27 protein-coding genes and 2 tRNA genes are annotated in these 25,093 nt (G+C 71.3%); 18 read left to right on the top strand and 11 right to left on the bottom strand.

Features of this window, described 5'->3' with window-relative positions; translation table 11 throughout:
- The first annotated feature begins 31 nt into the window (after positions 1-31).
- A complete protein-coding gene (locus MKD51_RS15570) occupies positions 32-406 on the top strand; it encodes a cold shock domain-containing protein (protein WP_240241404.1) in 375 nt (124 codons plus the stop codon).
- Entirely contained in the window at positions 390-1,076 is a 687-nt protein-coding gene (locus tag MKD51_RS15565) for a DUF3027 domain-containing protein (RefSeq protein WP_240241403.1), read from the top strand. The genes MKD51_RS15570 and MKD51_RS15565 overlap by 17 nt, the downstream gene beginning before the upstream one ends.
- 39 nt (positions 1,077-1,115) lie before the next feature.
- On the opposite strand, the gene serC is transcribed toward MKD51_RS15565, so the two are convergent.
- On the bottom strand, positions 1,116-2,219 hold the full coding sequence (gene serC / locus MKD51_RS15560) for a phosphoserine transaminase (protein ID WP_240241402.1): 1,104 nt from the start codon (positions 2,217-2,219) through the stop codon (positions 1,116-1,118).
- 153 nt (positions 2,220-2,372) lie between these two features.
- Between serC and MKD51_RS15555 the strand changes: the two genes are divergently transcribed.
- The 12 genes from MKD51_RS15555 (at position 2,373) to MKD51_RS15500 (ending at position 13,374) form a co-directional block, all read left to right on the top strand.
- A complete protein-coding gene (locus tag MKD51_RS15555; RefSeq protein ID WP_240241401.1) occupies positions 2,373-3,044 on the top strand; it encodes a metal-dependent transcriptional regulator in 672 nt (223 codons plus the stop codon).
- Positions 3,045-3,212: 168 nt separating this feature from the next.
- Entirely contained in the window at positions 3,213-4,010 is a 798-nt protein-coding gene (locus tag MKD51_RS15550) for a C40 family peptidase (RefSeq protein ID WP_240241400.1), read from the top strand.
- 100 nt (positions 4,011-4,110) lie between these two features.
- Entirely contained in the window at positions 4,111-4,896 is a 786-nt protein-coding gene (locus MKD51_RS15545; RefSeq protein WP_240241399.1) for an NlpC/P60 family protein, read from the top strand.
- Positions 4,897-4,980: 84 nt separating this feature from the next.
- A tRNA-Arg gene (locus tag MKD51_RS15540) sits at positions 4,981-5,055 on the top strand.
- Positions 5,056-5,101: 46 nt separating this feature from the next.
- On the top strand, positions 5,102-5,683 hold the full coding sequence (locus tag MKD51_RS15535) for a hypothetical protein (protein WP_240241398.1): 582 nt from the start codon (positions 5,102-5,104) through the stop codon (positions 5,681-5,683).
- Positions 5,684-5,717: 34 nt separating this feature from the next.
- Entirely contained in the window at positions 5,718-6,008 is a 291-nt protein-coding gene (locus MKD51_RS15530) for a DUF4287 domain-containing protein (protein ID WP_240241397.1), read from the top strand.
- A 52-nt stretch (positions 6,009-6,060) separates the two neighbouring features.
- On the top strand, positions 6,061-6,642 hold the full coding sequence (locus MKD51_RS15525) for a helix-turn-helix domain-containing protein (RefSeq protein WP_240241396.1): 582 nt from the start codon (positions 6,061-6,063) through the stop codon (positions 6,640-6,642).
- A gap of 70 nt (positions 6,643-6,712) precedes the next feature.
- Positions 6,713-7,549: an SDR family oxidoreductase gene (locus tag MKD51_RS15520; protein ID WP_240241395.1), complete on the top strand. Its 837-nt coding sequence runs from the start codon at positions 6,713-6,715 to the stop codon at positions 7,547-7,549.
- A 63-nt stretch (positions 7,550-7,612) separates the two neighbouring features.
- Complete coding sequence (locus tag MKD51_RS15515) at positions 7,613-8,008, top strand: nitroreductase/quinone reductase family protein (RefSeq protein WP_240241394.1); 396 nt, start codon at positions 7,613-7,615, stop codon at positions 8,006-8,008.
- 93 nt (positions 8,009-8,101) lie between these two features.
- Positions 8,102-9,169, top strand: coding sequence for a peptidoglycan bridge formation glycyltransferase FemA/FemB family protein (locus MKD51_RS15510; protein ID WP_240241393.1), 1,068 nt, complete (start codon positions 8,102-8,104; stop codon positions 9,167-9,169).
- 165 nt (positions 9,170-9,334) lie between these two features.
- The gene (locus MKD51_RS15505) at positions 9,335-13,108 is read left to right on the top strand and encodes an AAA family ATPase (protein WP_240241392.1); all 3,774 of its coding nucleotides are present in this window, start codon (positions 9,335-9,337) and stop codon (positions 13,106-13,108) included.
- On the top strand, positions 13,105-13,374 hold the full coding sequence (locus tag MKD51_RS15500; RefSeq protein WP_240241391.1) for a hypothetical protein: 270 nt from the start codon (positions 13,105-13,107) through the stop codon (positions 13,372-13,374). The genes MKD51_RS15505 and MKD51_RS15500 overlap by 4 nt, the downstream gene beginning before the upstream one ends.
- Before the next feature lie 274 nt (positions 13,375-13,648).
- Here MKD51_RS15500 and mscL read toward each other — a convergent pair whose 3' ends face one another.
- From mscL to MKD51_RS15485, 3 genes are read right to left on the bottom strand one after another with little or no spacing between them, the layout of a single operon-like run.
- Entirely contained in the window at positions 13,649-14,038 is a 390-nt protein-coding gene (gene mscL, locus MKD51_RS15495; protein ID WP_240241390.1) for a large conductance mechanosensitive channel protein MscL, read from the bottom strand.
- A gap of 46 nt (positions 14,039-14,084) precedes the next feature.
- Positions 14,085-14,372, bottom strand: a complete 288-nt coding sequence (locus tag MKD51_RS15490) for an FmdB family zinc ribbon protein (RefSeq protein ID WP_240241389.1) — start codon at positions 14,370-14,372, stop codon at positions 14,085-14,087.
- Positions 14,373-14,375: 3 nt separating this feature from the next.
- Entirely contained in the window at positions 14,376-14,972 is a 597-nt protein-coding gene (locus MKD51_RS15485; protein WP_240241388.1) for a 5-formyltetrahydrofolate cyclo-ligase, read from the bottom strand.
- Between the two features lie 141 nt (positions 14,973-15,113).
- Here MKD51_RS15485 and MKD51_RS15480 point away from each other — a divergent pair, with 141 nt between their 5' ends.
- From MKD51_RS15480 to MKD51_RS15465, 4 genes are all read left to right on the top strand, one after another.
- Entirely contained in the window at positions 15,114-17,378 is a 2,265-nt protein-coding gene (locus MKD51_RS15480) for an LLM class flavin-dependent oxidoreductase (protein WP_240241387.1), read from the top strand.
- Between the two features lie 55 nt (positions 17,379-17,433).
- Positions 17,434-18,093 carry a GNAT family protein gene (locus MKD51_RS15475; RefSeq protein ID WP_240241386.1) on the top strand — a complete coding sequence of 220 codons (660 nt, stop codon included), beginning with the start codon at positions 17,434-17,436 and terminating at the stop codon, positions 18,091-18,093.
- Positions 18,094-18,155: 62 nt separating this feature from the next.
- On the top strand, positions 18,156-19,334 hold the full coding sequence (locus MKD51_RS15470) for a hypothetical protein (RefSeq protein ID WP_240241385.1): 1,179 nt from the start codon (positions 18,156-18,158) through the stop codon (positions 19,332-19,334).
- Between the two features lie 147 nt (positions 19,335-19,481).
- Positions 19,482-19,557: transfer RNA gene (locus tag MKD51_RS15465), tRNA-Ala, on the top strand.
- A 47-nt stretch (positions 19,558-19,604) separates the two neighbouring features.
- Here the strand turns inward: MKD51_RS15465 and MKD51_RS15460 are convergent.
- The 7 genes from MKD51_RS15460 to MKD51_RS15430 form a co-directional block, all read right to left on the bottom strand.
- Entirely contained in the window at positions 19,605-19,901 is a 297-nt protein-coding gene (locus MKD51_RS15460) for a Dabb family protein (RefSeq protein ID WP_240241384.1), read from the bottom strand.
- Positions 19,902-19,910: 9 nt separating this feature from the next.
- On the bottom strand, positions 19,911-20,426 hold the full coding sequence (locus MKD51_RS15455) for an SRPBCC domain-containing protein (RefSeq protein WP_240241383.1): 516 nt from the start codon (positions 20,424-20,426) through the stop codon (positions 19,911-19,913).
- Positions 20,423-20,758, bottom strand: a complete 336-nt coding sequence (locus MKD51_RS15450) for a metalloregulator ArsR/SmtB family transcription factor (protein ID WP_240241382.1) — start codon at positions 20,756-20,758, stop codon at positions 20,423-20,425. The genes MKD51_RS15455 and MKD51_RS15450 overlap by 4 nt, the downstream gene beginning before the upstream one ends.
- Before the next feature lie 66 nt (positions 20,759-20,824).
- Positions 20,825-21,826, bottom strand: a complete 1,002-nt coding sequence (locus tag MKD51_RS15445) for a peptidoglycan-binding protein (RefSeq protein ID WP_240241381.1) — start codon at positions 21,824-21,826, stop codon at positions 20,825-20,827.
- Entirely contained in the window at positions 21,826-22,128 is a 303-nt protein-coding gene (locus tag MKD51_RS15440) for a hypothetical protein (protein ID WP_240241380.1), read from the bottom strand. The genes MKD51_RS15445 and MKD51_RS15440 overlap by 1 nt, the downstream gene beginning before the upstream one ends.
- 99 nt (positions 22,129-22,227) lie before the next feature.
- Complete coding sequence (cydB, locus tag MKD51_RS15435; protein ID WP_240241379.1) at positions 22,228-23,286, bottom strand: cytochrome d ubiquinol oxidase subunit II; 1,059 nt, start codon at positions 23,284-23,286, stop codon at positions 22,228-22,230.
- 59 nt (positions 23,287-23,345) lie between these two features.
- Positions 23,346-24,980, bottom strand: coding sequence for a cytochrome ubiquinol oxidase subunit I (locus tag MKD51_RS15430; RefSeq protein WP_240241378.1), 1,635 nt, complete (start codon positions 24,978-24,980; stop codon positions 23,346-23,348).
- Between the last annotated feature and the right edge of the window lie 113 nt (positions 24,981-25,093).

Below are 25,093 nucleotides of genomic sequence, written 5' to 3'. Positions count from 1 at the left end.
CGCCGCACACGATCTGCAGCAGGAGGGTGCCATGCCGACGGGCAGGGTGAAGTTCTTCGACGAGGCCAAGGGCTTCGGCTTCATCGCCGGAGACGACGGCGGCGAGGTCTTCCTGCACGCCTCCGCGGTGCCGGAGGGTGTGCTCATCAAGCCGGGTGCGAAGGTCGACTACGGCGTCGCCGAGGGTCGTCGCGGCCCGCAGGCGCTGTCGGTGCGCATCGTCGGTCCGACCGCGGTCAAGGCCGCGCGACGCGACACGGAGGACATGGCGATCATCGTCGAGGACCTCGTGCGCCTGCTCGACACCATCGGCAACGACCTGCGCCGTGGTCGCTACCCGAGCGCCTCGCACGGCTCGACGGTCGCCCAGATGCTGCGGAAGGTCGCCGATGACCTCGACGCCTGAGTTCCACCACGACGTGCCATCGCCCGAGTCGGGCGATGCTGCGCAGCCGGAGTCGGCGGAGACCGACTCCCTGGAGGAGCAGCCGGTCGAGGCCGACCAGTCGCACGCCTCGCAGCCGCACGCCCCGCAGCCCGCGCCCGAGCCGACGACGCCGTCGCCGCAGGAGCTCGCGCTCGCGCTCGCGGCGCTCGACGAGATCGCGCCGACCGGCGCGGTCGGCGAGGTCCAGGGCGCGCTCGCGGAGGGCGGTGCCCACGGGCAGGCGCAGGTCGTGGCGATCCGCCATGCCTCGCAGCTCGCCGGCTACCCCGACTGGTCGTGGACGGTGCTGCTCTCGCGCGGCCTCGAAGGCGGCCCGACCGTGCTCGAGGTGGCGCTGCTGCCGGGCGACACCTCGCTGCTGTCGCCCGCGTGGGTGCCGTGGTCCGAGCGGCTCGCTGACTACCTCGCTGCCAAGGACGCTGGCGCCGAGGACGAGCTCGACGACGAGGACGAGCTGGAGTCCGACCTCGAGGCTGACCTCGAGGACGACTTCGACGACGACTTCGACGTCGACGAGGCGGTCGGCAGCGACGATGGCGACCGCGACGATGACGACGACGATGACGACGACTGGGGCGACGCATCCGACGCCGAGTCCGACTCGGAGCCGGACGACATCCGCCGCTGAGCCGGCATCGCGGGCGGCGGCTCGCCGCCCGCGGCGCCGTCAGCGCCGGTCGAGCAGGAAGTCGAGGCAGCGCGTCAGCTGCACGACGTCGCTCGGCTCGATCGCCGCGAAGGTCGCGACCCGCAGCTGATTGCGGCCCAGCTTGCGGTAGGGCTCCGTGTCGACCACGCCGTTCGCACGCAGCGCCTTGGCCAGTGCCGCCGCGTCGACCGACTCGTCGAAGTCGATCGTCACCACCACGTTCGAGCGGTGCGCGGGGTCGGTCACGAACGGCGTCGCCTCCGCTCGGCCCGCTGCCCAGCTGTAGAGGGTCGAGGAGCTCTCGGCGGTGCGCGCGGCCATGGCGTCGAGGCCGCCTCCGGCGAGCATCCACTGGATCTGCTCGTCGAGCAGCAGCAGGGTCGTCAGCGCGGGCGTGTTGAGTGTCTGGTCGAGGCGCGAGTTCGTCACGGCCTGCTGCAGCGACAGGAACTCGGGGATGTACCGGCCGGAGCCGGCGATGCGCTCGATGCGCTCGATCGCTGCGGGGGAGGCGAGCGCGAGCCACAGGCCGCCGTCGGCGGCGAAGTTCTTCTGCGGCGCGAAGTAGTAGAGGTCGCTCTCGGCGATGTCAACGGCCAGACCGCCTGCCGCACTCGTCGCGTCGACGACCGTCAGCGCATCCGCCTGCCCTCGCACGACCGGATGGAAGACGCCTGTCGAGGTCTCGTTGTGCGGGTAGGCGACGACGTCGACGCCCTCGACCGGCTCGAGCATCGGGCGCGAGCCGGGTGCCGCATCGGCGATGCTGGGCGCCTCGAGCCAGGGAGCCGCGGCCGCCTTGCCGAACTTGGCGCCGAACTCGCCGAACGTCAGGTGGTGCGAGCGGCGCTCGATCAGGCCGAACGCGGCGGCATCCCAGAACGCTGTGGAGCCGCCGTTGCCGAGCAGCACCTCGTAGCCCTCCGGCAGCGAGAAGAGCTCGGCGAGCCCCTCGCGCACGGAGCGCACGAGCGACTTGACGGGAGCCTGGCGGTGGCTCGTGCCGAGCAGGCCCAGGCTCGACTGCAGGCGCGCGACCTGCTCGGGGCGCACCTTGGAGGGGCCGCACCCGAAGCGCCCGTCGGCGGGCAGGAGGTCGGCGGGGATGATGATGTCGCTCACAGGACGATTCTACGAGCGCGGGCCAATATGGTGGTGGCATACCGGGCTGACCGGCCGGATGCCCCGCACGGGGATGCAGACGCGGCCTGTTGGCCTGGGCGTGCGGACACGGCACGCAGACATCGGCGCGCGGAGAGAGTGAGGGGGGTGCGGATGACAGATCTCGTCGATACGACCGAGATGTACCTCCGCACGATCCTCGATCTCGAGGAGGAGGGCATCACTCCGCTGCGCGCCCGCATCTCTGATCGCCTCGGCCACTCCGGCCCGACCGTCTCGCAGACCGTCGCCCGCATGGAGCGCGATGGCCTCGTCGTCGTCGCGCCGGACCGGCACCTCGAGCTCACGGAGGACGGCCGCGCGCTCGCGATCCGCGTGCTGCGCAAGCACCGGCTGGCCGAGCGGCTGCTCGCAGACGTCATCGGGCTCGACTGGAGCCTGGTGCATGACGAGGCCTGCCGCTGGGAGCACGTCATGAGCGAGCAGGTCGAGCGCAGGCTGCTGACGCTGCTGGGCAATCCGAGCGAGTCGCCATACGGCACGCCCATCCCGGGGCTCGCCGAGCTGGGGCTGCCGCCAGCAGCCTCCTTTCTCGACGGCGTGGTGCGGGCGACGGATGCGCGCGGCGTGCGGATCGTGCGGCGGCTGGGGGAGCCCATCCAGTTCGACATCGAGGGTCTGGCTGAGCTGCAGGCCGCGGGCGTCGTGCCCGGCGCGACGGTCGAGGTCGCGACGGCCGGAGACCGCATCCGACTCACCGCCTCAGGCGGCGCGGCGATCGACCTGCCGGTCGAGCTCGCGCAGCACATCTATCTCGAGGCCTGACCGCCGCAGGCGGGGCCGCGCGTCCAGGGTTCGCCCAGGCGTCGTGCAGGCTCGCCGATACCCTGTGCGTCGATTGTGACGAATTGGTAACGGTCGGGTAGTGTCGCCGGGTCAGCCCTGCACATCGCGGTGTGGGGGCCTGAAGGAAATTCCTGGGGGAACACCGACTTGAAGAAGCACACCACGGCCGTGGCCGTCTCGCACAGCCATGCTCGACCCGCTTCCGGATCGCTGCGTCGCGGCGCGAAGAGCATCGGCGTCGTCAGCATCGCCGCTGCGCTGATCGGCGCGCTCTCGCTGCCGGCCGCTGCGTTCTCGCAGCAGGGCCCGCAGTTCTCGCAGGAGGAGCTCCAGAGCGTCATCGCCGAGAACTCGCAGACCGTGAGCGTCGCGAGCGACGCACGCATCGAGACGATCGCGCGCGACGGCATCTCCGGCACCACGGCTGAGGAGCTCGAGGAGCTCCGCGCGGCAGCACGCGAGGCGGAGGAAGCCCGTGAGGCCGAGCTCGCCGAGGCGCGCGAGGCTGCGACGGCGAACGCCGACGGCTCGGCTTCGACCTCCGCTGGTTCGTCCCAGGGCAGCGCTGCGGCGACGACCGCGGTGAGCATCCCCGCCAACAGCGGCATCGTCGGCATCGCGCAGTCGCAGCTCGGCGCCCCGTACGTCTGGGGCGGCTCGAGCCCGTCGACCGGCTTCGACTGCTCTGGCTTCACCGCCTGGGTCTACGGCCAAGCCGGCCACTACCTTCCGCACTCCTCCGGCGCGCAGGGCGGCTACGGCACGGGCGTGCCGGCGTCGCAGGTCGCTGCCGGTGACCTGCTCGTGTGGAGCGGCCACGTCGCCGTCTACGCCGGCAACGGTCAGATCATCCACGCCGCAACCAGCGGCAAGCCCGTCAAGTACTCGAACTACGCGGCGATGGTCGCCGCGTTCGGCACGCCCGAGGTTCGCCGGTTCGGCTGAACCTGCGTGCCAGGTGACAAACTGATAACGATTTGGTAACGTAGGCCGACGTGCCGCCTGGCGACACATTCCTGCAACACAAGTTTTGGAGCATCTACCTGTGACGACTTCTACCGAGATGACCGGCATCGAGCCCGGCTCGAAGCGCTTCAACCGTGCTTCCGTCGTGCGCGGCGCCCGTCGAGTCGGCGTGATCGCTGTCGCGGCCGCCCTCGCGACTCCCCTCGCCCTCCCGGCCTTCGCATCCAACTCGGACGCAGGCTCGCAGGAGTCGCTGTCGGCGCTGGTCGCCCGCGACGCCCAGCAGGTGTCCGGCGTGGTGACCGCTGGTGATAGCGGCCTGAGCGCGGCTCGACTCGAGGTCCAGGCAACGACGCCTGCCGAGCTCGAGCAGATCGTCGCAGAGCTTGAGGCGGCTGCCGCTGAGGAGCAGGCTGCACAGGAGGCAGCGGCAGAGGCCGCTGCGGCGACGTCGAGCTCCAGTAGCAGCAGCAGCTCCAGCAGCAGCTCGAACTCGAGCTCGTCGTCCGCATCGTCGTCCAGCGCGGCCCCGGCCGGCGCATCCGGCGGCACCGTCGCGAACGCTGCGCTCGCGCAGGTCGGCGTCGCACAGGACTGCACCGCGCTCGTGCGTCGTGCGATCGCCGCGGTCGGCCTGTCCTACACGGGCATGGGCAACCTCGGCAGCCTCGGCCCGGTCGTCTCGCAGTCGCAGGCCTCGCCCGGCGACATCATCTACTACGCCGACGGCGGAGTCGGTCGCGCGCACATCGCGATCTACATCGGTGGCGGCCGTGCGGTGCACGGCGGCTGGAGCGGCTTCAACACGGTCGTCGCTGGCGTGAACATCGGCGGCTCTGCCCCGGTCTTCTACGACATCACGTGATCTGAACCACGAACGAAGCGCCCGTCCTCATCGCGAGGGCGGGCGCTTCGTTCGTGTGGCCGGCGGGTAGACTCGTCGGGCCCGGCCTCTGTAGCTCAATGGAAGAGCATCTCCGTCCTAAGGAGCTGGTTGGGGGTTCGAATCCCTCCAGGGGCACCATGCGATGCACGTCGACGTGCAGCGATACGAGACACAGGGAGCCGGAATGAGCCTGGAGAAGCGCGTGCAGCAGCGGCGCACGATGAGCGAGAAGCAGCAGCGGCGATCCGATCGCGCGCGCCGCTTCCCGCTGCTCGGCTGGGCATCCGTGCTGGGCGGGATCGGCCTCGTGTTCCTGGTCCGCAACCTGCTGTCTGTTCGGGCGACGCTCGAGGAGTACCCGAGCGCTTCGTTCTGGAACGTGTTCTTCTCGACGAGCGGTGCCACCCAGGGTGACTCGATCATGTTCGGCGTGCTCGTGTGGGGTCCGGTGATCGCGGTCGCGGCCGCCATCGTGCTCCTCGTGCTGCACCTCGTGATCGGCGCCCGGCTGCGCGACTCGGCGGAGCAGCAGATCCGGGAGGAGCTCGCCGCGCTCCACGGTGCATCCGCACCCGCACAGGTGTGGCAGGCCCCGGCGGCAGCGCAGCAGCCGTGGCAGCAGGCTCCGCAGGCAGCGCAGGCGCCGGCGGCACAGCAGGCGCCGGCGGCAGCGCAGCAGGTGCCGCCGCAGCACCAGGGCCAGCAGCTCCCCGGGCAGCCGCAGCAGCGACCCGAGGGCGCCGGACCGGTGCCTGACGCGCGCTGAGCGCACGACCGCTCGCGCGACGTATGCTCGCGCTATGTCGTTCCAGGCGTACCTCGACGCGATCGAGGACAACACCGGTCTCACGCCCCGCCAGCTCGTCGAGCAGGCCAAGGAGCGCGGCTTCGATGATGAGCAGGTCAAGGCCGGCGAGATCCTCGCGTGGCTGCAGGCCGACCACGGCCTCGGGCGCGGGCACGGCATGGCGCTCGTGCACGTGATCAAGAAGGGCCCGCAGATCGACGCCAAGCACGTCGGCTCGACCGGCACGCACCGCGACGAGAGCGACACCCTGTGGCTCGACGGCAAGGCGACGAAGCCGGCCTGAGGCGAGCGGTCAGCAAGTGGCAGTTTCTGCCACTCCCGCGTAGTCTGGGGCGATGGACGCGGATCGCGGCATCAGCTCCCTCGAAGCCTCGCGCTTGCGGGCATCGGAGGGTGCCTGCGAGCTGTTCATCGCGCGCGACACGACCGATCTGACGGTCGCCGAGATCACGGGCCACATCGGTGTGCCGGCCCGCAGCTTCCATCGCTACTTCCCGAGCAAGGCCGAGTGCGTGGCGCCGCTGTTCGACTGGACGACCCGACGGTTCGACCAGTCCGTCGTGGACGCTCCCGCGGATCTGCCGGTGCCTGAGGTCCTCCGCGGAGCCTTCCGCGCCGGCCTCGGCGGCGAGGTCGCCCCTCGCACGCGCGCGCTGTTCCCGCTCGTGTTCGCCGACGACGCGATGTGGTCGGTCTTCCTCCGCAAGGTGCACGACGGTGAGCGCGCGCTCGGCCCGGCGCTCGCGCCCAGGCTGGGAATCGATCCGGCGAGCATTCCGGCGCGTGCGGCCGCGGCCGCCGTGGCGAGCGCGACGAGGATCGCGCTCGAGACGATGGTGATCGAGCGCACCGAGCCGGAAGAGACCTACATGGCACTCATCGACGCATTCGCGTCGGGCGCCATCCGTCGAATGTGACGGGCGTTCCTCCGCGCTCGGCCTGCGGGGGATACGACGAGAACCTGGCCGTGAGTGAGAGGAATCGAAGATGACAGGACTGCTCGAGGGCAAGGTCGCCATCGTCACGGGAGGCACAAGCGGCATCGGTCTTGCGACCGTAGAGCGCTTCGTCGCCGAGGGTGCGAAGGTCGCGATCGCGGACATCCAGGACCAGCTCGGCGCGTCGATCGTCGAGCGGCTGGGCGAGGGCACGCTCTACGTCCACACCGATGTCACCGACGAGGCCGCGATCGAAGCGCTCGTGGCCGCGACGGTCGAGCGCTTCGGCGCGCTCGACGTGATGGTCAACAACGCCGGCGCACAGGGCGACCCGTCCTCGATCCTCGAGCTCGGCTCCGAGGGCTTCGACAAGACGCTCGCGCTGCTGACCCGCTCGGTGGTCCTCGGTCACAAGTACGCCGCGCGCCAGTTCCAGGCGCAGGGCACGGGCGGCTCGATCGTCTCGACCGCCTCGGCGGCAGCCATCCAGGGCGGCTGGTCGGCGGCGAGCTACACCATCGCGAAGCACGCGGTCGTCGGCGTCGTCCGCCAGGCTGTCGCAGAGCTCGCGCCCCTGGGCATCCGCTCGAACGCCATCGCGCCGGGCATCATCATGACGCCGATCATGGCGCGCACCTTCGGGGTGCCCGTCGAGGACGCCGTGCCCTTCGCCGACTTCCTCGCGGAGCGTCTCGGCAAGACGCAGCCGATCGGCCGCACCGGCACCGCCGACGACATCGCCAAGGTCGCCACGTTCCTGGCCAGCGACCTCGCCGGATACGTCACGGGCGTCACGATCCCCGTCGACGGCGGCGCGACCGCGGTGACGCAGGGCACGTTCGCGACCGACGTCGTGGCCGCGGCAGCCGAATACAACGAGCGCTGACGGCGGCGGCGGGGGCGACCCGGCGTCGCTCCCGCCTCCGGCCGATGGGGGCATGATGGCACCATGCGACGCGCCTGGCTCTGGTTCATCAAGCACACGCTCAACAAGGCGACCAGCAAGGCGGCCCGCACGCCCGGCGGCCCGTTCACGCTCGTGCGCCACGTCGGCCGGAAGTCAGGCACGACGTTCGAGACGCCGATCATCGTCGCTCCGGTGGCCGAGGGGTTCATCTGCGAGCTCACATACGGCGAGGACGTCAACTGGTATCGCAACATCGTCGCCGCGGGCGGCTGCGAGCTCGTGGTCGACGGCGTCGAGCACACGGTGATCGCAGTCGAGCCGTACCCGACCGATGCGGGCAGGCGTGCCTTCCCGAAGCCGGCGCAGCTCGTGCTGCGGCTGCTGCGCCGCCACGAGTTCCGGCTGCTGCGCACCACCCGAGCGGCCGCTCCGCGCTGAGGCGCCCGACCGAGCCGCCGCCCGCCGGTACCATCGTGGGCGGTGCAGTCGCACCGCATCCGACCCCCCCGCCACGATCCCGAGAGCGAGCACATGAGCGCCACCGCCGCACCCGAGCCGAAGCCAGCGAAGGCGACCGACGGGGCCGCCTGGGATGCGCGGGTGCTCGAGGGGCAGTCGCGAGCGCACTACATGCAGTCGGATGCGTGGGCGCGCACCCGTGAGGCAAGCCCCTGGAGGGCGCTGCGTGACGTCGTGACCGTGCCGACCACCGGCTCGGGGGAGCGCGAGCTGCCGATCCAGCTGTTCGAGCGCACGGCGCCGCTCGCTGGGCGCATCCTGTTCCTGCCGCGCGTCTCCGGCATCGACGCCGCGGCGATCGACGCCATCACCGCGCGCGCCAAGGCCTACCCGAAGCGCTGGTTCGGCCTGAAGATGGAGACCTTCGAGACCGAGGACCCGGCGCTCATCGCGGCGTTCGAGCGCAACGGCTGGGTGCCAGCGGCCTCGAGCCAGTACCAGCACGCGGTCGCCGTCGACCTGACGGGCACGATCGACGAGGTCGCTGCGCGCTTCAAGAAGCGCGCGCGCAACTCCTACCGGGCCGCCGAGAACAAGTTCGGCGTCACCGTGCACAAGACTGAGATGACGCCCGAGAACGAGGCGGAGATGCACCGCCTCATCGGCGAGACGAAGGTGCGCTCGGGCGGCTACTTCCGGCACCCGGAGTACTTCCAGCGCATCTGGGATGTCTACAAGACGGTCGGCCAGGGACACTTCTACGTCGCGGAGTTCGAGGGCGAGGTGCAGTCGATGGCCTTCGTCATGCGCTTCGGCGACACCGCCTGGTACAAGGATGCCGGCAGCATCCGCGAGAACGCGAAGATCTTCGCGCCGTACCTCATGCAGTGGAAGATCATGCAGGACCTCCACGAGCAGGGCGTCACGCTCTATGAGCTCGCGAACATCCCCGACCCCGCCGAGTGGGAGACCAGCGACATCCGCGGGCTCTACACCTTCAAGACCGCGTGGGCGCAGGAGCCGGTCAAGTACATGCCGACCTACGAGCTGCCGCTGAACGGCCGCTTCGCGCTCTGGCACAAGGCAGGCCGCTGGCTGCGCGCCGTCTACACGCGCCGCACGGGCGACGCCTGGTTCTGAGCCTCTCACGCGAGAACCGGTACCGAATGGTCGCATCTGCCTGATGAGGCTGACCAGGTGGTACCGGTGTGTCGAACGCGCGGGGACGAGCCGCGAGCCGCATGATTCTGCGGGTTCCCGCAGTGTCACCCAGGCGTGCCGCCCGACCTTGACTATCCTCGCGGTGTGCGTGATGACGAGACCGAGAACCAGGGCGACGGCTCCGTCGACGGCTCGCCGCTCGACTCGGCCGAGTTCGTCGACGAGCAGGATGCCGAGCAGCAGCCGACCGGCGACGCGAGCGCGGACGACGCCATCGCGCCCGGCCCCGACCGTTCGCTGACGAGCCCTTCGGTGCCTGCGCCCGAGGCCATGCCCGCCAAGCGCGAGGGCGAGTGGGAGGCGTGGGCGGATGCGCTGCGGCGCGTCGGCGGCCGCAGCCCGCTCACCGACTTCATCGACACGACCGCGACCCGCATCGAGCTCTCCACCACCCATCCGGGCGGCCTGGCACAGTTCATCACCGGTCGCCCGACGGCGCTCTCGAGCCTCATCCGCGACGACCTCGCACTGCGCGCCGCGCGCTCGGCCGCCGCGTCGATCGCCTCGAAGGGCATCGAGCTCGCCGCCGCACGCTCGATCGACGCCGTGCACCTCGGCATCGGCATGGCGCGCTTCCCGCACGGTGACGGCGAGGTCTACGGGCCGGTGCTGCTGCGCCCGCTCGTGGTGCGCCGGCGGGGCCGCGACTTCGAGCTGCAGCTGCTCGGCCGCCCCTTCGTGAACCCGCGGCTGGCGAGCATCCTGCGCGGCAACCACGGTGTGCGCGTCGACGAGCGCCAGCTCGTGCAGCTCGGCTCCGGCGAGGGCACCTTCACGCCCAACGCCGTGCTCGACGCGCTGCGACAGGCCGCGGCGCACGTGCCCGGCTTCTCGGTCGAGGCGCGGCTGCTCGCCTCCACCTTCGCCGACGTGGGCGAGCCCATGGCCGCCGACCTGCAGCAGCAGGAGCACGACGTGCTCGACGCCGCCCGCGGCGACGAGCAGGCCGCGTGGCGCGTGCGCGAGGGCCGCACGGGCATCGACGAGACGCCGCAGGACAAGCGCGACCCCGAGATCGACCGGCTCGTGCTCGACGCCGACGGCGAGCAGGATGCCGTCATCGCAGAGGCCGCTGCCGGCAACTCGCTCGTGGTCGAGGCGCTGCCGGGCACCGGCCTCACGCAGACGATCGTCAACGTCGTCGCGGCGCTGGTGAGCGACGACAAGCGCGTGCTGGTGGTCAGCCCCCGCCGCGCGACGCTGCGCGACATCGGCGACCGGCTCGCCGCCACCAAGCTGCAGGCGCTCGCGGTCTCCGAGGCGACCCTGCGCCGCGACCTCATCGCCGCCATTCGGCGCATCGAGGGCTCGACCCGCCCCGAGACCAACGAGATCGACGAGGCGATGCTGCGCCTGCGCAAGGTGCTGCTCGACTACCGCGCCGCGCTGCGCCGCGTCGACCCGCAGCTGCAGGTGTCGGTGCTCGACGCCCTCAAGGAGCTCTCGCGGCTGGCGATGCTCCCGGTCGCGCCGTCGACCCGTGCGCGCCTGACCGAGGCCGCCACTCGCCAGCTCGCCACCGACCGCCCGCGCGTGGCCGCCACGATGCGCAAGGCCGCCGACCTCGGCCAGTTCAAGTACGGGCCCAGCGACACCCCCTGGTACGGGGCCTCCTTCGCCACCAGCGGCGACGCATCCGCCGCCTTCGAGGATGCGAAGCAGCTCGCCGACGGCGACCTGCACGCGCTGCAGAAGGATGCACGCAAGGTCGTGGGCGACACGAAGCTGCGCCCGGCCGCGACGATCTCTGAGCTCGAGATCCAGGTGGCGCTGCTCACCGACGTGCGCGCCACGCTCGACGTCATGACGCCGTCGATCTACGACCGTCCGCTGGGCGAGCTCATCACCGCCACCGGGCCGCGGCGCGAGGCGATCCAGTCGCTCGGCGGCATGCAGCGCCGGCGGCTGAAGAAGCTCGCGGAGGAGTACGTGCGGCCCGGCGCCCATGTGCCCGACCTGCACGACGTGCTGGTCGCCGCGCAGCAGCAGCGGCGGCTGTGGGCGAAGTTCGCGCCCGACGGCTCGATCCCCTCGGTGCCCGCGGGCCTCGCCGCGCTCGACACCCGCCTGCGCGACGTCGTGCAGCGGCTCGACCGGCTCGACGCCGCGCTCTCGTTCGACACCAAGAGCGTCGACCTGCCGCTCGCCGACCTCATCGAGCGCATCGCAGAGCTCGCCGCCCCCAGCGACGCGCTGCTGAACATCCAGGAGCGCGCAGAGCTCATGGCCTCCGTCGAGCGCCTCGGCCTCGACGCGCTGCTCACCGACCTCGCTGATCGGCACGTCGCCGATGACCAGGTCGAGCACGAGCTCGACCTCGCGTGGTGGCAGTCGGCGCTGCAGACGATGCTCTCGAAGGAGCGCGCGCTGCTGCGCGGCAACACCGAGGTGCTGCGCCGCCTCGAGCAGGACTTCGCGCTCGTCGACGAGGCCCACGTCGACGCCTCGAGCGCCCGCCTCGCGCACCAGGTCGCCCAGCAGTGGCGGCTCGCGGTCGACGATCACGGGAACGAGGCGGATGCGCTGCGCGGCCTGGTCAAGGCCGGCCCGGTCGACGCCGACGAGCTGCAGCGCGTCGCCCCGCACCTGACGCGCTCGGTGGCGCCCGTGTGGCTCGCCTCGCCCTACGACCTCCACAGGGTGCCGAAGCGCATCCCCTTCGACGTCTGCATCATCGCTGACGCCGGCGCCATCACGCTCGCGGAGGCGGCCGGCGCCGTCAGCCGCGCCCGCCAGGTGATCGCGGTGGGCGACTCGATCACGCAGACGCCCGCGCCGTTCGACGTCGGCATCTCGACGCTCGGCATCCGCCCCAGCGAGGAGCTCTCGACGCCCGACGAGCTGCACGCCGAGTCGGCGCTCTCGCGGCTCGCCGCAGTGCTGCCGACGCTGCACCTGACGCGCTCGTACCGCACGGGCGGCGCCGATCTCGTGACCGCCGTCAACGACCGCTTCTACGAGGGCCGCATCGAGGCACTGCCGTGGGCGGGCGCCTATCTGGGGCACGCGTCGCTCACGGCCTCCATCGTGCAGGGCGCATTCGGGCTGCCCGAGCAGGGTGCCGCCACCATCGAGAGCCCCGACGCCGAGGTCGAGCGGGTCGTGCAGCTCGTCACGCAGCACGCGCGGCAGCGGCCGCAGGAGTCGCTCATGGTCGTGACGGCCAACGAGAAGCACGAGGTGCGGCTGCAGCAGGCGGTCATGGCCGCGCTCGCCAACAACGGCGCCCTCACCGACTTCGTGGTCGCCGACCGCGAGGAGCCCTTCGTGATCGTCGATGTCACGCACGCGAGCGCGCTGAGCCGCGACCGGGTGATCTTCTCGGTCGGCTACGGCCACACGCGACACGGGAAGAACGTCGACTTCGGCACCCTCGGGCAGCCGGGCGGCGAACGACTGCTGGCCGTCGCGATGACCCGCGCCCGCAAGTCGCTGCAGATCATCACGGCGTTCGACGCGGCAGAGCTCGACCCCGAGAAGCTCGCGTTCGGCGCCGCGCAGCTGCGCGAGATCCTGCTCGACGTCGCCGCCGGCGACCGTGAGCAGTCGTACTACGGCGGCGATCCGCTCATGGTCGACCTCGCGACGCGACTCCGCCGCCGGGGCCTGCGCGCCGATGTCTCCTACGACGGCCAGCTGCCGCTCGTCGTCGCCAACGGCGGCATCTGCGCCGCCATCGAGGCCGACCACGACGACGGCGACCGCACGCTGCGCGAGGCACTGCGCCTGCGCCCAGAGGTGCTGCGGCGCTTCGGCTGGCACACGATGCGCGTGCACGCCTTCGAGCTGTTCACCGACCCGGAGGGCGTGGCCGACCGCATCGCCGAGCTCGTCGGGGCGGATGCGTCGACGACGTGAGCAGGGAGGCGCCCGGCGACGGGGCGAGCTCGGAGCGCGGCGCTGACGCGACAGCGGCCGACGAGGCGGTTGCGGCTCGGGTCGACGGCTCCGAGGCGGAGCTTGTCGCCGACGAGCAGCCGCAACCGCAGGTGATCCGCCGCCGTGGGCGCCGCGTCACGACAGAGCCCCCGCCCGGCTACACGGGCGAGCCGGCGGTCGAGCGCCACACGTCGAACGAGAACGACGCGCGTCTGAAGGGCGACGTCCCCCCGCACTGGGGCTGACCCATCCGCTCGCTCCCTCACTCACTGACGTTCGAGTGGCGCCTGCGGTGATCGAGTGGCGCCCTCGGTGATCGAGTGGTGCCTGCGGTGATCGAGTGGCGCCTGCTGTGCTCGAGTGGCGCCGTACCGAGCCAATCGATCGCGGGAGGCGCCAATCGATGTGAGGAGGAGCCAATCGATGGATGGGGTGCAGGGGCAGGGGCACGGGAAACGGGGAGGGCGCAGACAGCAGAGGGCGGCCCCTCGCGGGACCGCCCTCCAGGGTGCGCGTGGCTCAGGCCGCGGGCGTGGTGCCGCTCTGCGCGCGGAGCAGGTCGCGGATGTCGTGCAGGATGTCGACGTCCGTCTCGGTGGGCTCCTCCGGGGAGATGCCCTTGCGGCGGTCGTTGCGCTCCTTCAGCTTCGCCATCGGGAGCACGAGCGCGAAGTACACGACCGCTGCCACGATGATGAAGTTGATCAGGGCCGCGATGACGAGGCCGATCTGGAAGATGCCGACGGTCGCGCTGGCGAGGTCGTCAGCGTTGAACATGGCGGCGATGAGCGGGTTGATGATGCCGGCGACGAAGCCGTTGACAACAGCCGTGAACGCGGTGCCGATGACGACGGCGACGGCGAGCTCGATCACATTGCCCTGCATCAGGAACTTCTTGAAGCCCTCCATGGGGTCCTCCTTGAGTGTGCTGGTTGTGTAGGGACGAACGACTCGGTCAAGAGACCGTGCCGGCTCCACCGCTGGCTGCGGCAGAGGTCGAGACAGCAGGCTGGGGTCCGCTGGAGGTCTTGGCAGCGGATGATCCGCTGGAGGCAGGCTGTGCCGCGGCCCGGGAATCGGTGCGGTAGAAGCCGGTGCCGTTGAAGGTCACGCCGACGGTGCCGTACTGCTTGCGCAGTGCGCCGCCGCAGGTCTCGCAGACGGTGAGGGCAGGCTCGGCGAAGCTCTGCCGCTTGTCGAATGCATTGCCGCAGGCAGTGCAGGCGTAGGCGTAGACGGGCAAGGGTCAGCTCCTCGGTAGGTGAATGATCCCGGACGGCGTGACGACACCGTCGACAGGCTGGTCGTAGCCGGCGTGAGGCACGCTGTCGAGCAGTTCCTCGTCATGGATCACGGCATAGACCGGGGGACATTCTGCCATGGCGGCGATGGTCTTGTCGAAGAAGCCGCGGCCGCCGCCGAGGCGAGAGCCGTCGCGGCCGATGGCCGTCGCCGGGATGAGCATGAGGTCGACCTCGTCGAGCGCGGTCGGCGGCAGCGTGTCTCCGGTCGGCTCCGGCATGCCGAGCGTCGCCTCGACCGTCTCGGTGCCGTCGTACTCGGCCCAGTCGAGCAGGCCGTCCTCGCGGATGACGGGCAGCAGCACCCGGATGCCCTGGCCGGCCGCCCAGGTCAGGAAGCGTCGGGTGTCTGGCTCGTCGGGCGTCGACAGGTAGGCCGAGATCGTGCGGGCGCCGTGCGCGATGACGAGCTCCTGCAGGGTGGCCGCGACAGCTGCCGCGCGCTCCGCCGCCCACTCGGGGCCGCGCTCGGCGCGCTGGGTGCGCAGCTGCCTGCGGAGGATGCGCTTGGCGTCCTCGATGGCAGATTCGTCCTCGCTCACGGGCGTGAATGTAGCGCGCCACAGTGAACGCGCTGTGTACGCGCCCGGGGCGGCGGAATGTTCCTCACCTGCCGGGCGGTTGCACAGAGGGGGCGAACGCGCCCGTGACGGGCGCCGCGGCGCCGAAGGGGAGGCACTCCCGTGGACTACGGGCACGACATCGAGTTCGGGGTGTTCATCACACCGACCAACCAGCAGCCACAGCAGCCGGTGCAGCTCGCGCAGCTTGCGGAGAGCGTCGGCTTCGACCTCGCCACCTTCCAGGATCACCCCTACCAGCCGGCGTTCCACGACACGTGGACGCTGATGAGCTGGGTCGCGGCGCAGACCAGCAGCATCCGCCTCTCTCCCAACGTGGCGAACGTGCCGCTGCGCCAGCCGGCAGTGCTCGCGCGCTCCGCAGCCAGCCTCGACCTGCTCTCCGGCGGCCGCGTCGAGCTCGGCCTCGGCGCCGGCGGCTTCTGGGATGCCATCGAGGCGATGGGCGGCACCAAGCTCACCCCCGGGCAGGGTGTGGATGCGCTGCGGGAGGCGATCACGATCATCCGCGAGCTCTGGAACACCTCGGAGCGCGGCGGCGTGCGCGTCGACGGGCAGCACCACCGCGCTACCGGGGCCAAGCGCGGGCCTCGCCCCGCGCATCCGATCCCCATCCACATCGGCGCCTACAAGCCGCGCATGCTGCGCCTCACGGGGCAGCTCGGCGACGGCTGGCTGCCGAGCCTCGGCTACATGCAGCCCGGCGACCTCGCGAAGGGCAACGCCGCGATCGACGAGGCCGCCACCCGCGCCGGCCGTGACCCGCGGGAGATCCGCCGGCTGCTCAACGTCGGCGCCGACATGGCAGACGCGGCGCAGGTGGGGCAGCTGGTCGAGATGGCGCTCGACGACGGCATAGGCACCTTCATCGTGGCGACCGACGACCCGAGCGCGATGCAGCGCTTCATGGCAGAGGTGGCGCCGGCCGTGCGCGAGCAGGTCGCGGCAGAGCGCGCCGCGCGCGGCACCGAGGTCGCGCCGCGATTAGGGGCAGCAGCGATCGCGCTGCGCGCCGAGGCGCTCGACTACGCGGCGATCCCTGCGAGCCTCGCCGCCACGGCGGTCGAGCCGGGCTCGTGGTCGTACCCGGAGCGCCAGCACACCTACCTGCGCGGCGGTGCGCCCGGCCTGATCCTGCGCCCGACGAGCCCGGCGCAAGTGGCAGACGCGCTCGACTACGCGCGCTCGCAGGGCGCGGCCGATCGCGTGCCGCTCAGCATCCGCTCTGCCGGGCACGGCATCTCCGGCCGCTCCACGAACGACGGCGGCATCGTCATCGATCTCGGCGAGCTCGACCGGATCGACATCGTGGATGCCGAGCGGCGGCTCGTGCGCATCGGCGCGGGCGCGACGTGGGGTGCGGTGGCGCGCGTGCTCGACGAGCATGGCTGGGCGATCTCCTCCGGCGACTACGGCGGCGTCGGCGTCGGCGGGCTCGCGACGGCGGGCGGGGTCGGCTTCCTGGGCCGCGAGCACGGGCTGACGATCGACCACATCGAGTCGATCGAGGTGGTGCTGGCCGACGGCGACCTGGTGCGCGCCAGTCGCGACGAGCACGAGGAGCTCTTCTGGGGCATGCGCGGCGCCGGGGGCAACCTGGGCGTCGCGGTGGCGTTCGAGATGATCGCGCAGCCGATCGGGGAGGTCGGCTTCGCGCAGCTGGCGTTCGACGCGAGCGAGACCGTCGACTTCCTCGAGCGCTGGGGTGCGACGACCGAAGCGAGTGCCCGCGCGGTGACGCCCTTCCTGCTGCTGGGCGGCGACCAGCCGGGGAGGCCGAGGGTGGCGCAGGCGATGATCGCCGTGGACGCATCCGAGCCGGAGGAGATCGTCGATCACCTGCAGCCCTTCGCGATGGTGGGGCCGCTGGTCGGCCAGCAGGTGGTGCGCACGCGCTACGCGGGCGTGATCGACAACGCGCCGGGCGGCGCGCATCAGGGGCGCGGCGAGCCGACCACGCGCTCGGCGCTGATCGGCTCGATCACGCCGGAGGTCGCACGGGCGCTCGCGCGGTTCCTCGACGCCGGCGCGCACTCCTTCTTCCAGATCCGTGCCATGGGCGGGGCGATCGGCGACGTCGCGAGCGACGCGACCGCGTTCGCGCACCGCGACGCGCAGTTCTCGGTGATCGCGTTCGGCGGCAACCGCACCCGACTCGACGCCGCATGGGACACGCTCGTCGCGCCCCACGCATCCGGCCTCTACCTCTCGTTCGAGACCGACCAGCGGCCGGGGCGGCTCGAGGATGCCTTCCCGCCGGCGACGCTCGCGCGGCTGCGTGCGCTGAAGGCGGAGGTCGACCCCGAGAACCTGTTCCGCGACAATTTCAACGTCGTCGTCCCCGCCGCTGCATCGGTCGTCGAGTAGGCCCGCAGGGCCGTATCGAGATGCCACCCGCCCCACACGCCATAGGCTCTGAGACGTGTTCGACAGCGCCCCGCGACTGACCCATGGCGCCGTGACCGTGCGCGGCATCAAGCTGCGCGACGCCAAGACGCTCGAGACCGAGCTGCAGATCAACCGCCCGTGGCTCGAGCGCTGGGAGGCGACACTGCCGGGCACCCGCCCGACCGGCCGCTTCGACACCCGCTCATCGATCCGCTCGCTGCTCGACGCCGACCGCGAAGGCTCGGGGCTCGCGCTCGTGATCGAGGTCGACGGTGAGTTCGCCGGGCAGCTGAACGTCGCGAACATCACGGGCGGGGCGCTCGCGTCGTCGACCCTCGGCTACTGGATCGCGCGGCGCTTCGCCGGCAGGGGAGCGACGACGATCGCGGTCGCGCTCGCCACCGACCACCTCATGCTCGGCATGGGGCTGCACCGAGTGGAGATCTGCATCCGGCCGGAGAACGTCGCGAGCCTGCGCGTCGTCGAGAAGCTCGGCTTCCGCTACGAGGGATGCCGCCGCCGCTACATCCACATCGACGGCGACTGGCGCGACCACCTGTGCTTCGCGCTCGTGCGCGACGAGCTCGCCGAGCCCGTGCTCGAGCGCTGGCTGCGCGGTCAGGTGCCTCCGTTCGACCGCAGCGTCTACCCGATGGAGGTCGGCGGCGACCCCCGAGGTGCGACTTCCACCTGAGGGTGAACGAACCGCCGCGCGCCCTCCGTGATCGACGTGCTGCCGCCACTACCGTGCAGGGCATGCCAGAGTTCGCAGGTCTCGGGACGTCACTCGTCCTCATCGTCGCCGTCGTGCTCTGGGTCGCCTACCTGGTGCCGGTCTGGACCCGCAAGCGCGAGTACCTGGCGACCGAGCGCAACGCGATCCGGCTGCAGCAGACGCTCCGCATCATGGCCGAGTCGGCCGAAGCGCCCGAGGAGGTGCGCCTCGAGGCCGACGCGCGCACGATCGCGGTGCAGCAGAAGGCCGTCGCCAAGGAGGCGCGCCTCAAGCAGGCGATGGAGCACGCGAAGGCCGTCGCCCGTGCCCGCGAGCTCGACGACCAGATCAAGGCGGTGGAGCGCGAGGTGCGCGCCGCGGTGAAGTCGAGCGTCTCGCGCTCGCAGCGCCTGCGCCGCACGCGGCTGGCGTGCTTCGCGCTCGTGGTGCTGGGCATCGTGGCGGTCGTCGCCGGCACGCTCGTGCCCGGCCTGCAGGTGCTGCTGGCCCTGGGCGCCGCGGTGGCCGTGCTCGGCGTCGTGGGGCTCGTGGCCGTGAACGGGTCGTCGACGCGGATGCGCAAGGTCGCGGCCGCGACGGCGCCGCGCGTCAAGGATCTGGTCGAGGCGCGCGAGGTCGCTGCCGAGGCCGTCGCGACCGAGACGCGGATGGCAGAGCAGATCGTCGCGAGGCAGACGCTGCGCACCGAGGAGGTGCTGGCGTCTCGCGCCTGGACGCCGCAGTCGCTGCCCGAGCAGCGGCTGCGCGCGCAGTACAGCCCGGAGCGCCACCCGAGCGACGACCTGCTCGCGCGGGCGCGCGCCCAGCTCGCCGAGGACCGCCGCGCGCTCTCGGGGCCGATCGCGCGGGTGTCGGCGCTGGAGCCGAGCTTCGAGGACATCATCGGCGGCGACGACGAGGCCTCGCTCACCGACCAGGAGCGCCGCCTCGCCCCGACGCAGCCGGCGCTGCCGGTCCGCGAGGTGCCGGTCGGCGTCGCCGTGCAGCACGACAGCGCGCTGGCGGCAGCGCAGGCGCTCGAGGTCTCGCGCAGCGAGGCACCGATCGAGACCGCACCCGACGAGCACCGCATCGGCGCGCGCACCGAGCGGTCCGCTCCGGCCGCGCGGGCCGGCTCGAGGTTCGCCTCGATGGGCATGGTCGACGAGGAGCTCTCGGGTGTCGACGTGCACGAGGCGTTCCTGCGCCGCGTGGGCTGACGCTTCGACGCGGCGTGCGCCTGCGGCGCGCACCGGCTCAGGGGCCGGCCAGGGCTCCCTGAGCCGCTCCGCGTCCGGAGGTGCTGAGCGTGTCGAAGGGCATCGATTTCGTGCCGCCCCGAGTTGTCCGATACTCTTGCTCGGTCCGGGCCCGTGGCGCAGTTGGTAGCGCGCCTCGTTCGCATCGAGGAGGTCAGGGGTTCGAATCCCCTCGGGTCCACCACACGAAAGCCCCGCTTCGGCGGGGCTTTCGGCATGCTGCAGGACGGCTCAGGGGTAGGGCGCGAAGTCGAGCTCCTCGAATGCCACGACCTCGTTCGCCCATCGGCTGGCGACGAACTCCCGGTGGTCAGGGTGCGCGTCGTAGGCGGCGTAGGCCGTCGCATCGGCGAAGGTCATCGCGAACTGGAACGCGTAGCCGCTCTGCTCGCTCGTCTGCCGGCTGACGGTGAACTCCTCGACGCCGGGGATTGCGCGCAGCACTGCGGGCCCGGCGGTCAAGAAGTCGTGCTCCTGCTCTGAGCCGGATGCGTGGGCCAGGGTGAAGGCGACTGTGTGGCGGATCATGCGGCCAGGCTATCCGCGCTCGGACGCCTCGGCGAGCGTGGCGAGCGCCTCGGTGACTGCGCCCCAGCCCTCGAAGAACCCCAGCTGCTCGTGCTGCTCGCGGTCGGCAGGTGCCCGATGCCGCACGATCACGCGGTAGTCGGTGCCCTCGGCGTGCTCGCCGAGCAGGATCTCCGCCGTCATCGCGACCGGCGCCGGCTCGGCGGGGTGCCACGAGCTCCTGATCGCGTTGGTGAAGACGAGCCGCTGCCCCTGCTCGACGACCAGGAAGATGCCGTCGGTGTGCGGCACGAACGCCTCGCCGTCGTCGCTCATCTGCGTGACGAATCCGCCGCCCGGTCGCACCTCGAGCCGGTCGACGCGCGCGATCGTCGGCGCCGGCACCCACCACTGCGCCAGCAGCGACGGGTCGGTCCAGGCGTTCCAGACGGTGCGCCGCGGCGCGCGGATGATGCGCTGGATGGTGAGGTCGAGCGCCGGGTCGATCTGGCGCGGGTCGATCTGGCTCTGGTCGCTGATGGTCATGGTGCTTCCTCCTGGTGGGTGACGAGATGCTCGAGGCGGTCGGTGGCGGCCACCCAGCTGCGTCGCTGCTCGTCAAGCCAGTCGTCGACGAGTGCCAGCCGCTCGCGGTTGAGCGTGCAGGTGCGCACGCGACCCGCTTTCGCCGTGCGGATCAGGCCGGATGCCTCGAGCGCTCGCACGTGCTTCATGAAGGAGGGCAGCGTGATCGGGAACGGCTGGGCGAGCTCGCCGACGCTCATCGGCCGCTGCCCCAGTCGCGCGATCACCTGCCTGCGGGTGGGGTCGGCGAGGGCGCCGAGCACCGCATCCAGCTCGATCAGTTGGTTAGCCACAAGGCAAAGTATTGCGGATGCGCCGCGTGCGCGCAAGAGTGCCCGCGGGCGCTCACGTCTCGCGGATCAGAAGCTGCCGGCGTTGAGCTTGCGCTGCAGGGCGGTCGTCGTCGCCCGCCCCCAGCTGCCGTCGCGCACCGCGCCGATGTGGCGCTGCAGCGCCTTCACGGTGATCGGCCCGATGGAGCCGTCGGCCGTGACGCCGAGATAGCGCTGGAGCGCCCTCTTCGTGAGCGGGCCGAACGAGCCGTCGACCACGAGCGATGCACCGCGGCGGTTGAGGGCGCGCTGCAGGGCAGCGCAGGTCTTCGGCCCGTAGGAGCCGTCGACCACCAGTGGTGCCGGGGCGGGAGGTCTGGGCGTCGGAGCGGGAGGCGTGGAGCCGCCCTTGAGCGCCGCGCGCATCGTGGCCGCAGACGCCGGCCCGTACACGCCGTCGACGGCGAGACCGTAGCGCTGCTGGAATGACCGCACCGCCGCATCCGTCTTCGACCCGAACTGCCCGTCGACGGCCAGGCCCGAGCGCATCACCGTGTTGAGGTTGCCCTGCAGCGTGCGCACGGCAGTGCCGGTGGAGCCGCGCCGCAGCATGCCGTCGTTCGGGGGCATGGGGGAGCCGCCGGTGCCGTAGGCCGGGCGGCCGTAGCCGACCACATAGGCGCCGGTGCGCTTGCGGCGCATGCAGACGTCGGAGGTGTTGCCCTCGATGGTCGTGATCGTGCCGTCGGAGTGCACGGCCTCGACGATGCCGACATGGTCGATCGCACTCACCCGACGGCTGCCCGACCAGTCGAAGAAGATGATGTCGCCAGAGCGGATGCCGCCGGTGCCGGAGTGCCAGCGGCCCATCGACTGGAACTTCTGCGCGTGCCACACCGTGTAGGCGTAGCGGCCGCCCACGGCGGCGAGGTTGTCGGAGTGCGCTGCCGCGTAGGTGATGGCCATGTCGCACCATGGGCCGACCATCACGTACCAGGCGGTGACCTTGTTCCTGTTCGAGCCCGGCGGGTATTCGCCCAGGCCGATGAGCGCGCGCATCTGGTTGAGCATGCCCTCCCGCGAGCCCATCAGAGGCTCCGGTCCAGCGGCAGGGCGGCGATGTCGCCGATGACGGCCGTCGAGGACTGGCTGAGGCCGGACTGCTCTGGCTCCTCGGTCCACTCGCCGGCGCCGTGGCGTGGCTCGACCGGCTGGCCTGCAGCCTGTGCGGGCGCGCCGCCGCCGGTGATGCCCTGGGCGAGGCCGGAGACGTCAGCGATGAGCGCCGTTGCGGCTGCCCCCGCCGCGCCGAGCAGCACGGTGCGCCGCGACGGGCCGGTGCCTGGGGCTGGCGTCGGCATGGATGTAGCGGTCGGATCTGCGTCGCTCACGAGTGCTCCCAAGGGGGTCTGTGCGGTGCGGTCGATGCCGATCGCAGCGCCAGGCTAGGTCGGGGGTGATGCGGCGCCTATGGGTACTTCTGCCCCGGCTCAGGAGCGCGGCGCCGTCGCATCCTTGTCGCGCAGGATCGCCGGCAGCACGATGTGCGCGTCGGGGATCATGCCGGGCGTGACGCGCTTGCGGAAGACCCAGTAGCTCCACGCCTGGTAGCCGAGGATGACCGGCAGGCTGATGGCCGTGATCACCGTCATGACGCCGAGCGTGTAGGGGCTGCTCGAGGCGTTCGAGAGGGTGAGGTCGAACGCGGGGTCGAGGGTCGAGGGCAGCACGCGCGGGAAGAGCCCCGCGAAGATCGCGGCGACGCCGAACAGGCCGAAGGCCGCGTAGCCGGTGAACGCGAGGCCCCCCTTGCGGCGACGCGCCTGCAGCCAGCCGAACGCGGCGGCCACGACGGCCAGCCCGACGAGCGTCCACGACAGCGCATTGCCGCCGTGCTCGAGCTGCACCCAGAGCGCCCAGGCCGCCGCGGGCACGAGCCAGAGCGGCGCCCACGTCGCGGCGAACCTCGCCGAGCGCTCGCGCACCGGTCCGTCGGCCTTCAGCGCCAGGAAGGTCGCCGAGTGCGCGAGCGAGAAGCCGACCACCGCGAGCCCGCCGAGGATCGCGGGCGCGCCGAGCCAGACGAAGGGCCCGCCGACGCGGTCGCCGTTGCCGTCGATGGGCAGGCCGAGCGAGGTGAGCGCGAGCATCGCGCCGATGCAGAAGGCGGCGACGAGCGAGCCGAGCCCGATGCCCGCCGTCCACACCGCTCGCCAGCGCGCCGTGTGCACCTTGCCGCGCCACTCGATCGAGACGGCGCGCATGATCAGGCCGAGCAGCGTGACCGTGAGCGGCAGGTAGAGGGTGGAGAAGAGGGATGCGTACCACTCCGGGAAGGCGGCGAAGGTGCCGGCCCCCGCGGTGATCAGCCACACCTCGTTGCCGTCCCAGACAGGCCCGATGGTGTTGAGCATGACGCGGCGCTCGCGCTCATCGCGTGACGCGAACAGCATCCGCATCCCCACGCCGAGGTCGAATCCCTCGAGCAGGATGAATCCGATCCACAGCACGGCGATGATGACGAACCAGGTGATGGCGAGCGGTTCCATGATGGCTCCTGAGCAGTCTCGGCGGGCGGTGGGTGGCGCGGGTCAGTAGATGGCGCGGGTCAGTAGGCGAAGGAGAGGACGTCGTCGCGACCGCCCCCGGGGTCGGCGTCGTCGTCGTGCTTCCCGTGGTGCGGATCGAGCTCCGGCATGGCGCTGGCGACGCCGCCCCGCACGTACTTCACGAGCAGGAACAGCTCGACCACCATGAGCGCGGCGTAGACGCTCGCGAGCGCGATGACGGAGAAGAGCATCTCGCCCGCGGTGACGCCCGGGGAGACGGCGGCGGCCGTGAACATGAACACGCCGTCGATGCCGGATGGGTCGGGGTTGGGCGCGACGACGAACGGCTGCCGCCCGATCTCGGTGAAGATCCAGCCGGCGATGTTGCCGGCGAAGGGGGCGAGGATGCCGAGGATCGCGAGGCGCATGATCCACGGCGACCGCGGCACGGTGCCGCTGCGGGTGAGCCACAGCGCCACGAGCGCGCCGAAGGCGGTGATGCCGCCCAGGCCGATCATGAGGCGGAAGCCCCAGTAGGTGACCCACATCGGCGGCACGTACTGCACCTCGCTGCCGGCGAAGGAGCCGTAGATGGCCTCGTCGGGGATCGTCTCGCCGTACTGGTCGACGTACTGCGGCTCGAGGTCGGAGATGCCGGGCATGTCGGCGCCCCACTCGCCCGTGCCGAGGAAGCCCAGCAGCCCGGGGATCTCGATGAGCGTGATGACCTCGCTGCAGTCGGTGCTGCCGGGGTCGCCGAGCGAGAGGATCGAGAACGACGAGCCGGTGTGGCAGGCGGCCTCCGCGGAGGCCATCTTCATGGGCTGCTGCTCGTACATGAGCTTGCCCTGCCAGTCGCCCGTGAGCGCCGTGCCACCGAAGGCGACGATCGCCATCACCGCGCCGAAGCGCAGCGACCAGATCCACACGCTGTGGTCCTTCGTGTCGCGACCGACGACGCTGGGTGCCTCGCCGACGACGACGCGCGTGCGCGCATCCGTCAGTCGTCCGAGGAGTCCCGTGCGGCGCTCGCCGGCGGGGATGGGCGCCACGGTGTCGATGCCGTCGTGGCGCCGCCGCCACAGGTGGTACCAGCTGATGCCGATGAGGAACATGCCGGCCACGATCAGCGCACCGAAGATCGTGTGCGTGAAGGCCGCGATGGCGGTGTTGTTCGTCAGCACCGCCCAGATGTCGATCATCACCGGGCGGCCGTCGACGAGCTCGACGCCGACCGGGTGCTGCATCCACGAGTTGGCGACGATGATGAAGTAGGCCGAGAACCACGAGCCGATCACGGCGCACCAGAGGGCCATGAGGTGCAGGCCCTTGCGCAGCCGGCCCCAGCCGAAGATCCAGATGCCGAGGAAGGTCGACTCGGCGAAGAACGCCAGCAGCCCCTCGAGCGCGAGCGGGGCGCCGAAGACGTCGCCGACGAAGCGGGAGTACTCGCTCCAGGCCATGCCGAACTGGAACTCCTGCACGAGGCCCGTTGCCACGCCCAGGATGAAGTTGATCAGGTAGAGCTTGCCCCAGAACTTGACCATGCGCAGGTACTTCTCGTCACCCGTGCGCACCCAGAGCGACTGCATGATGGCGATGCTCATGCCGAGCCCGAGCGTGAGGGGCACGAGCAAGAAGTGGTAGACGGTCGTGATGCCGAACTGCCATCTGGCGATGTCGAGAGCTTCCACGAGGGACTCCTTGCGGCTTCGGGCGGGCTTCGGGCGGTGGGGGCCGCCAGTCGCAATTCTACACAACGTAGAACTAGTTCGACAGTGCATAGAAGAACTTCGACGCGCAGTAG

The sequence above is a fragment of the Agrococcus sp. ARC_14 genome (genome assembly GCF_022436485.1).
Classification (GTDB): domain Bacteria; phylum Actinomycetota; class Actinomycetes; order Actinomycetales; family Microbacteriaceae; genus Agrococcus.
Note: the sequence above shows the minus strand (reverse complement) of the source record. Positions and strands in the feature narration are given on the sequence as shown.

Excerpts from the sequence above, each read along its gene's own strand:
- MKD51_RS15455 (WP_240241383.1), bottom strand. The coding sequence starts at position 20,426 with ATGACCATCAGCGACCAGAGCCAGATCGACCCGCGCCAGATCGACCCG.
- MKD51_RS15445 (WP_240241381.1), bottom strand. The coding sequence starts at position 21,826 with ATGGGCTCGCGGGAGGGCATGCTCAACCAGATGCGCGCGCTCATCGGC.
- cydB (WP_240241379.1), bottom strand. The coding sequence starts at position 23,286 with ATGGAACCGCTCGCCATCACCTGGTTCGTCATCATCGCCGTGCTGTGG.
- MKD51_RS15460 (WP_240241384.1), bottom strand. The coding sequence starts at position 19,901 with ATGATCCGCCACACAGTCGCCTTCACCCTGGCCCACGCATCCGGCTCA.
- MKD51_RS15570 (WP_240241404.1), top strand. The coding sequence starts at position 32 with ATGCCGACGGGCAGGGTGAAGTTCTTCGACGAGGCCAAGGGCTTCGGC.
- MKD51_RS15525 (WP_240241396.1), top strand. The coding sequence starts at position 6,061 with ATGGACGCGGATCGCGGCATCAGCTCCCTCGAAGCCTCGCGCTTGCGG.
- mscL (WP_240241390.1), bottom strand. The coding sequence starts at position 14,038 with ATGGAGGGCTTCAAGAAGTTCCTGATGCAGGGCAATGTGATCGAGCTC.
- MKD51_RS15565 (WP_240241403.1), top strand. The coding sequence starts at position 390 with ATGACCTCGACGCCTGAGTTCCACCACGACGTGCCATCGCCCGAGTCG.
- MKD51_RS15530 (WP_240241397.1), top strand. The coding sequence starts at position 5,718 with ATGTCGTTCCAGGCGTACCTCGACGCGATCGAGGACAACACCGGTCTC.
- MKD51_RS15520 (WP_240241395.1), top strand. The coding sequence starts at position 6,713 with ATGACAGGACTGCTCGAGGGCAAGGTCGCCATCGTCACGGGAGGCACA.
- MKD51_RS15515 (WP_240241394.1), top strand. The coding sequence starts at position 7,613 with ATGCGACGCGCCTGGCTCTGGTTCATCAAGCACACGCTCAACAAGGCG.
- MKD51_RS15555 (WP_240241401.1), top strand. The coding sequence starts at position 2,373 with ATGACAGATCTCGTCGATACGACCGAGATGTACCTCCGCACGATCCTC.
- MKD51_RS15535 (WP_240241398.1), top strand. The coding sequence starts at position 5,102 with ATGAGCCTGGAGAAGCGCGTGCAGCAGCGGCGCACGATGAGCGAGAAG.
- MKD51_RS15470 (WP_240241385.1), top strand. The coding sequence starts at position 18,156 with ATGCCAGAGTTCGCAGGTCTCGGGACGTCACTCGTCCTCATCGTCGCC.
- MKD51_RS15510 (WP_240241393.1), top strand. The coding sequence starts at position 8,102 with ATGAGCGCCACCGCCGCACCCGAGCCGAAGCCAGCGAAGGCGACCGAC.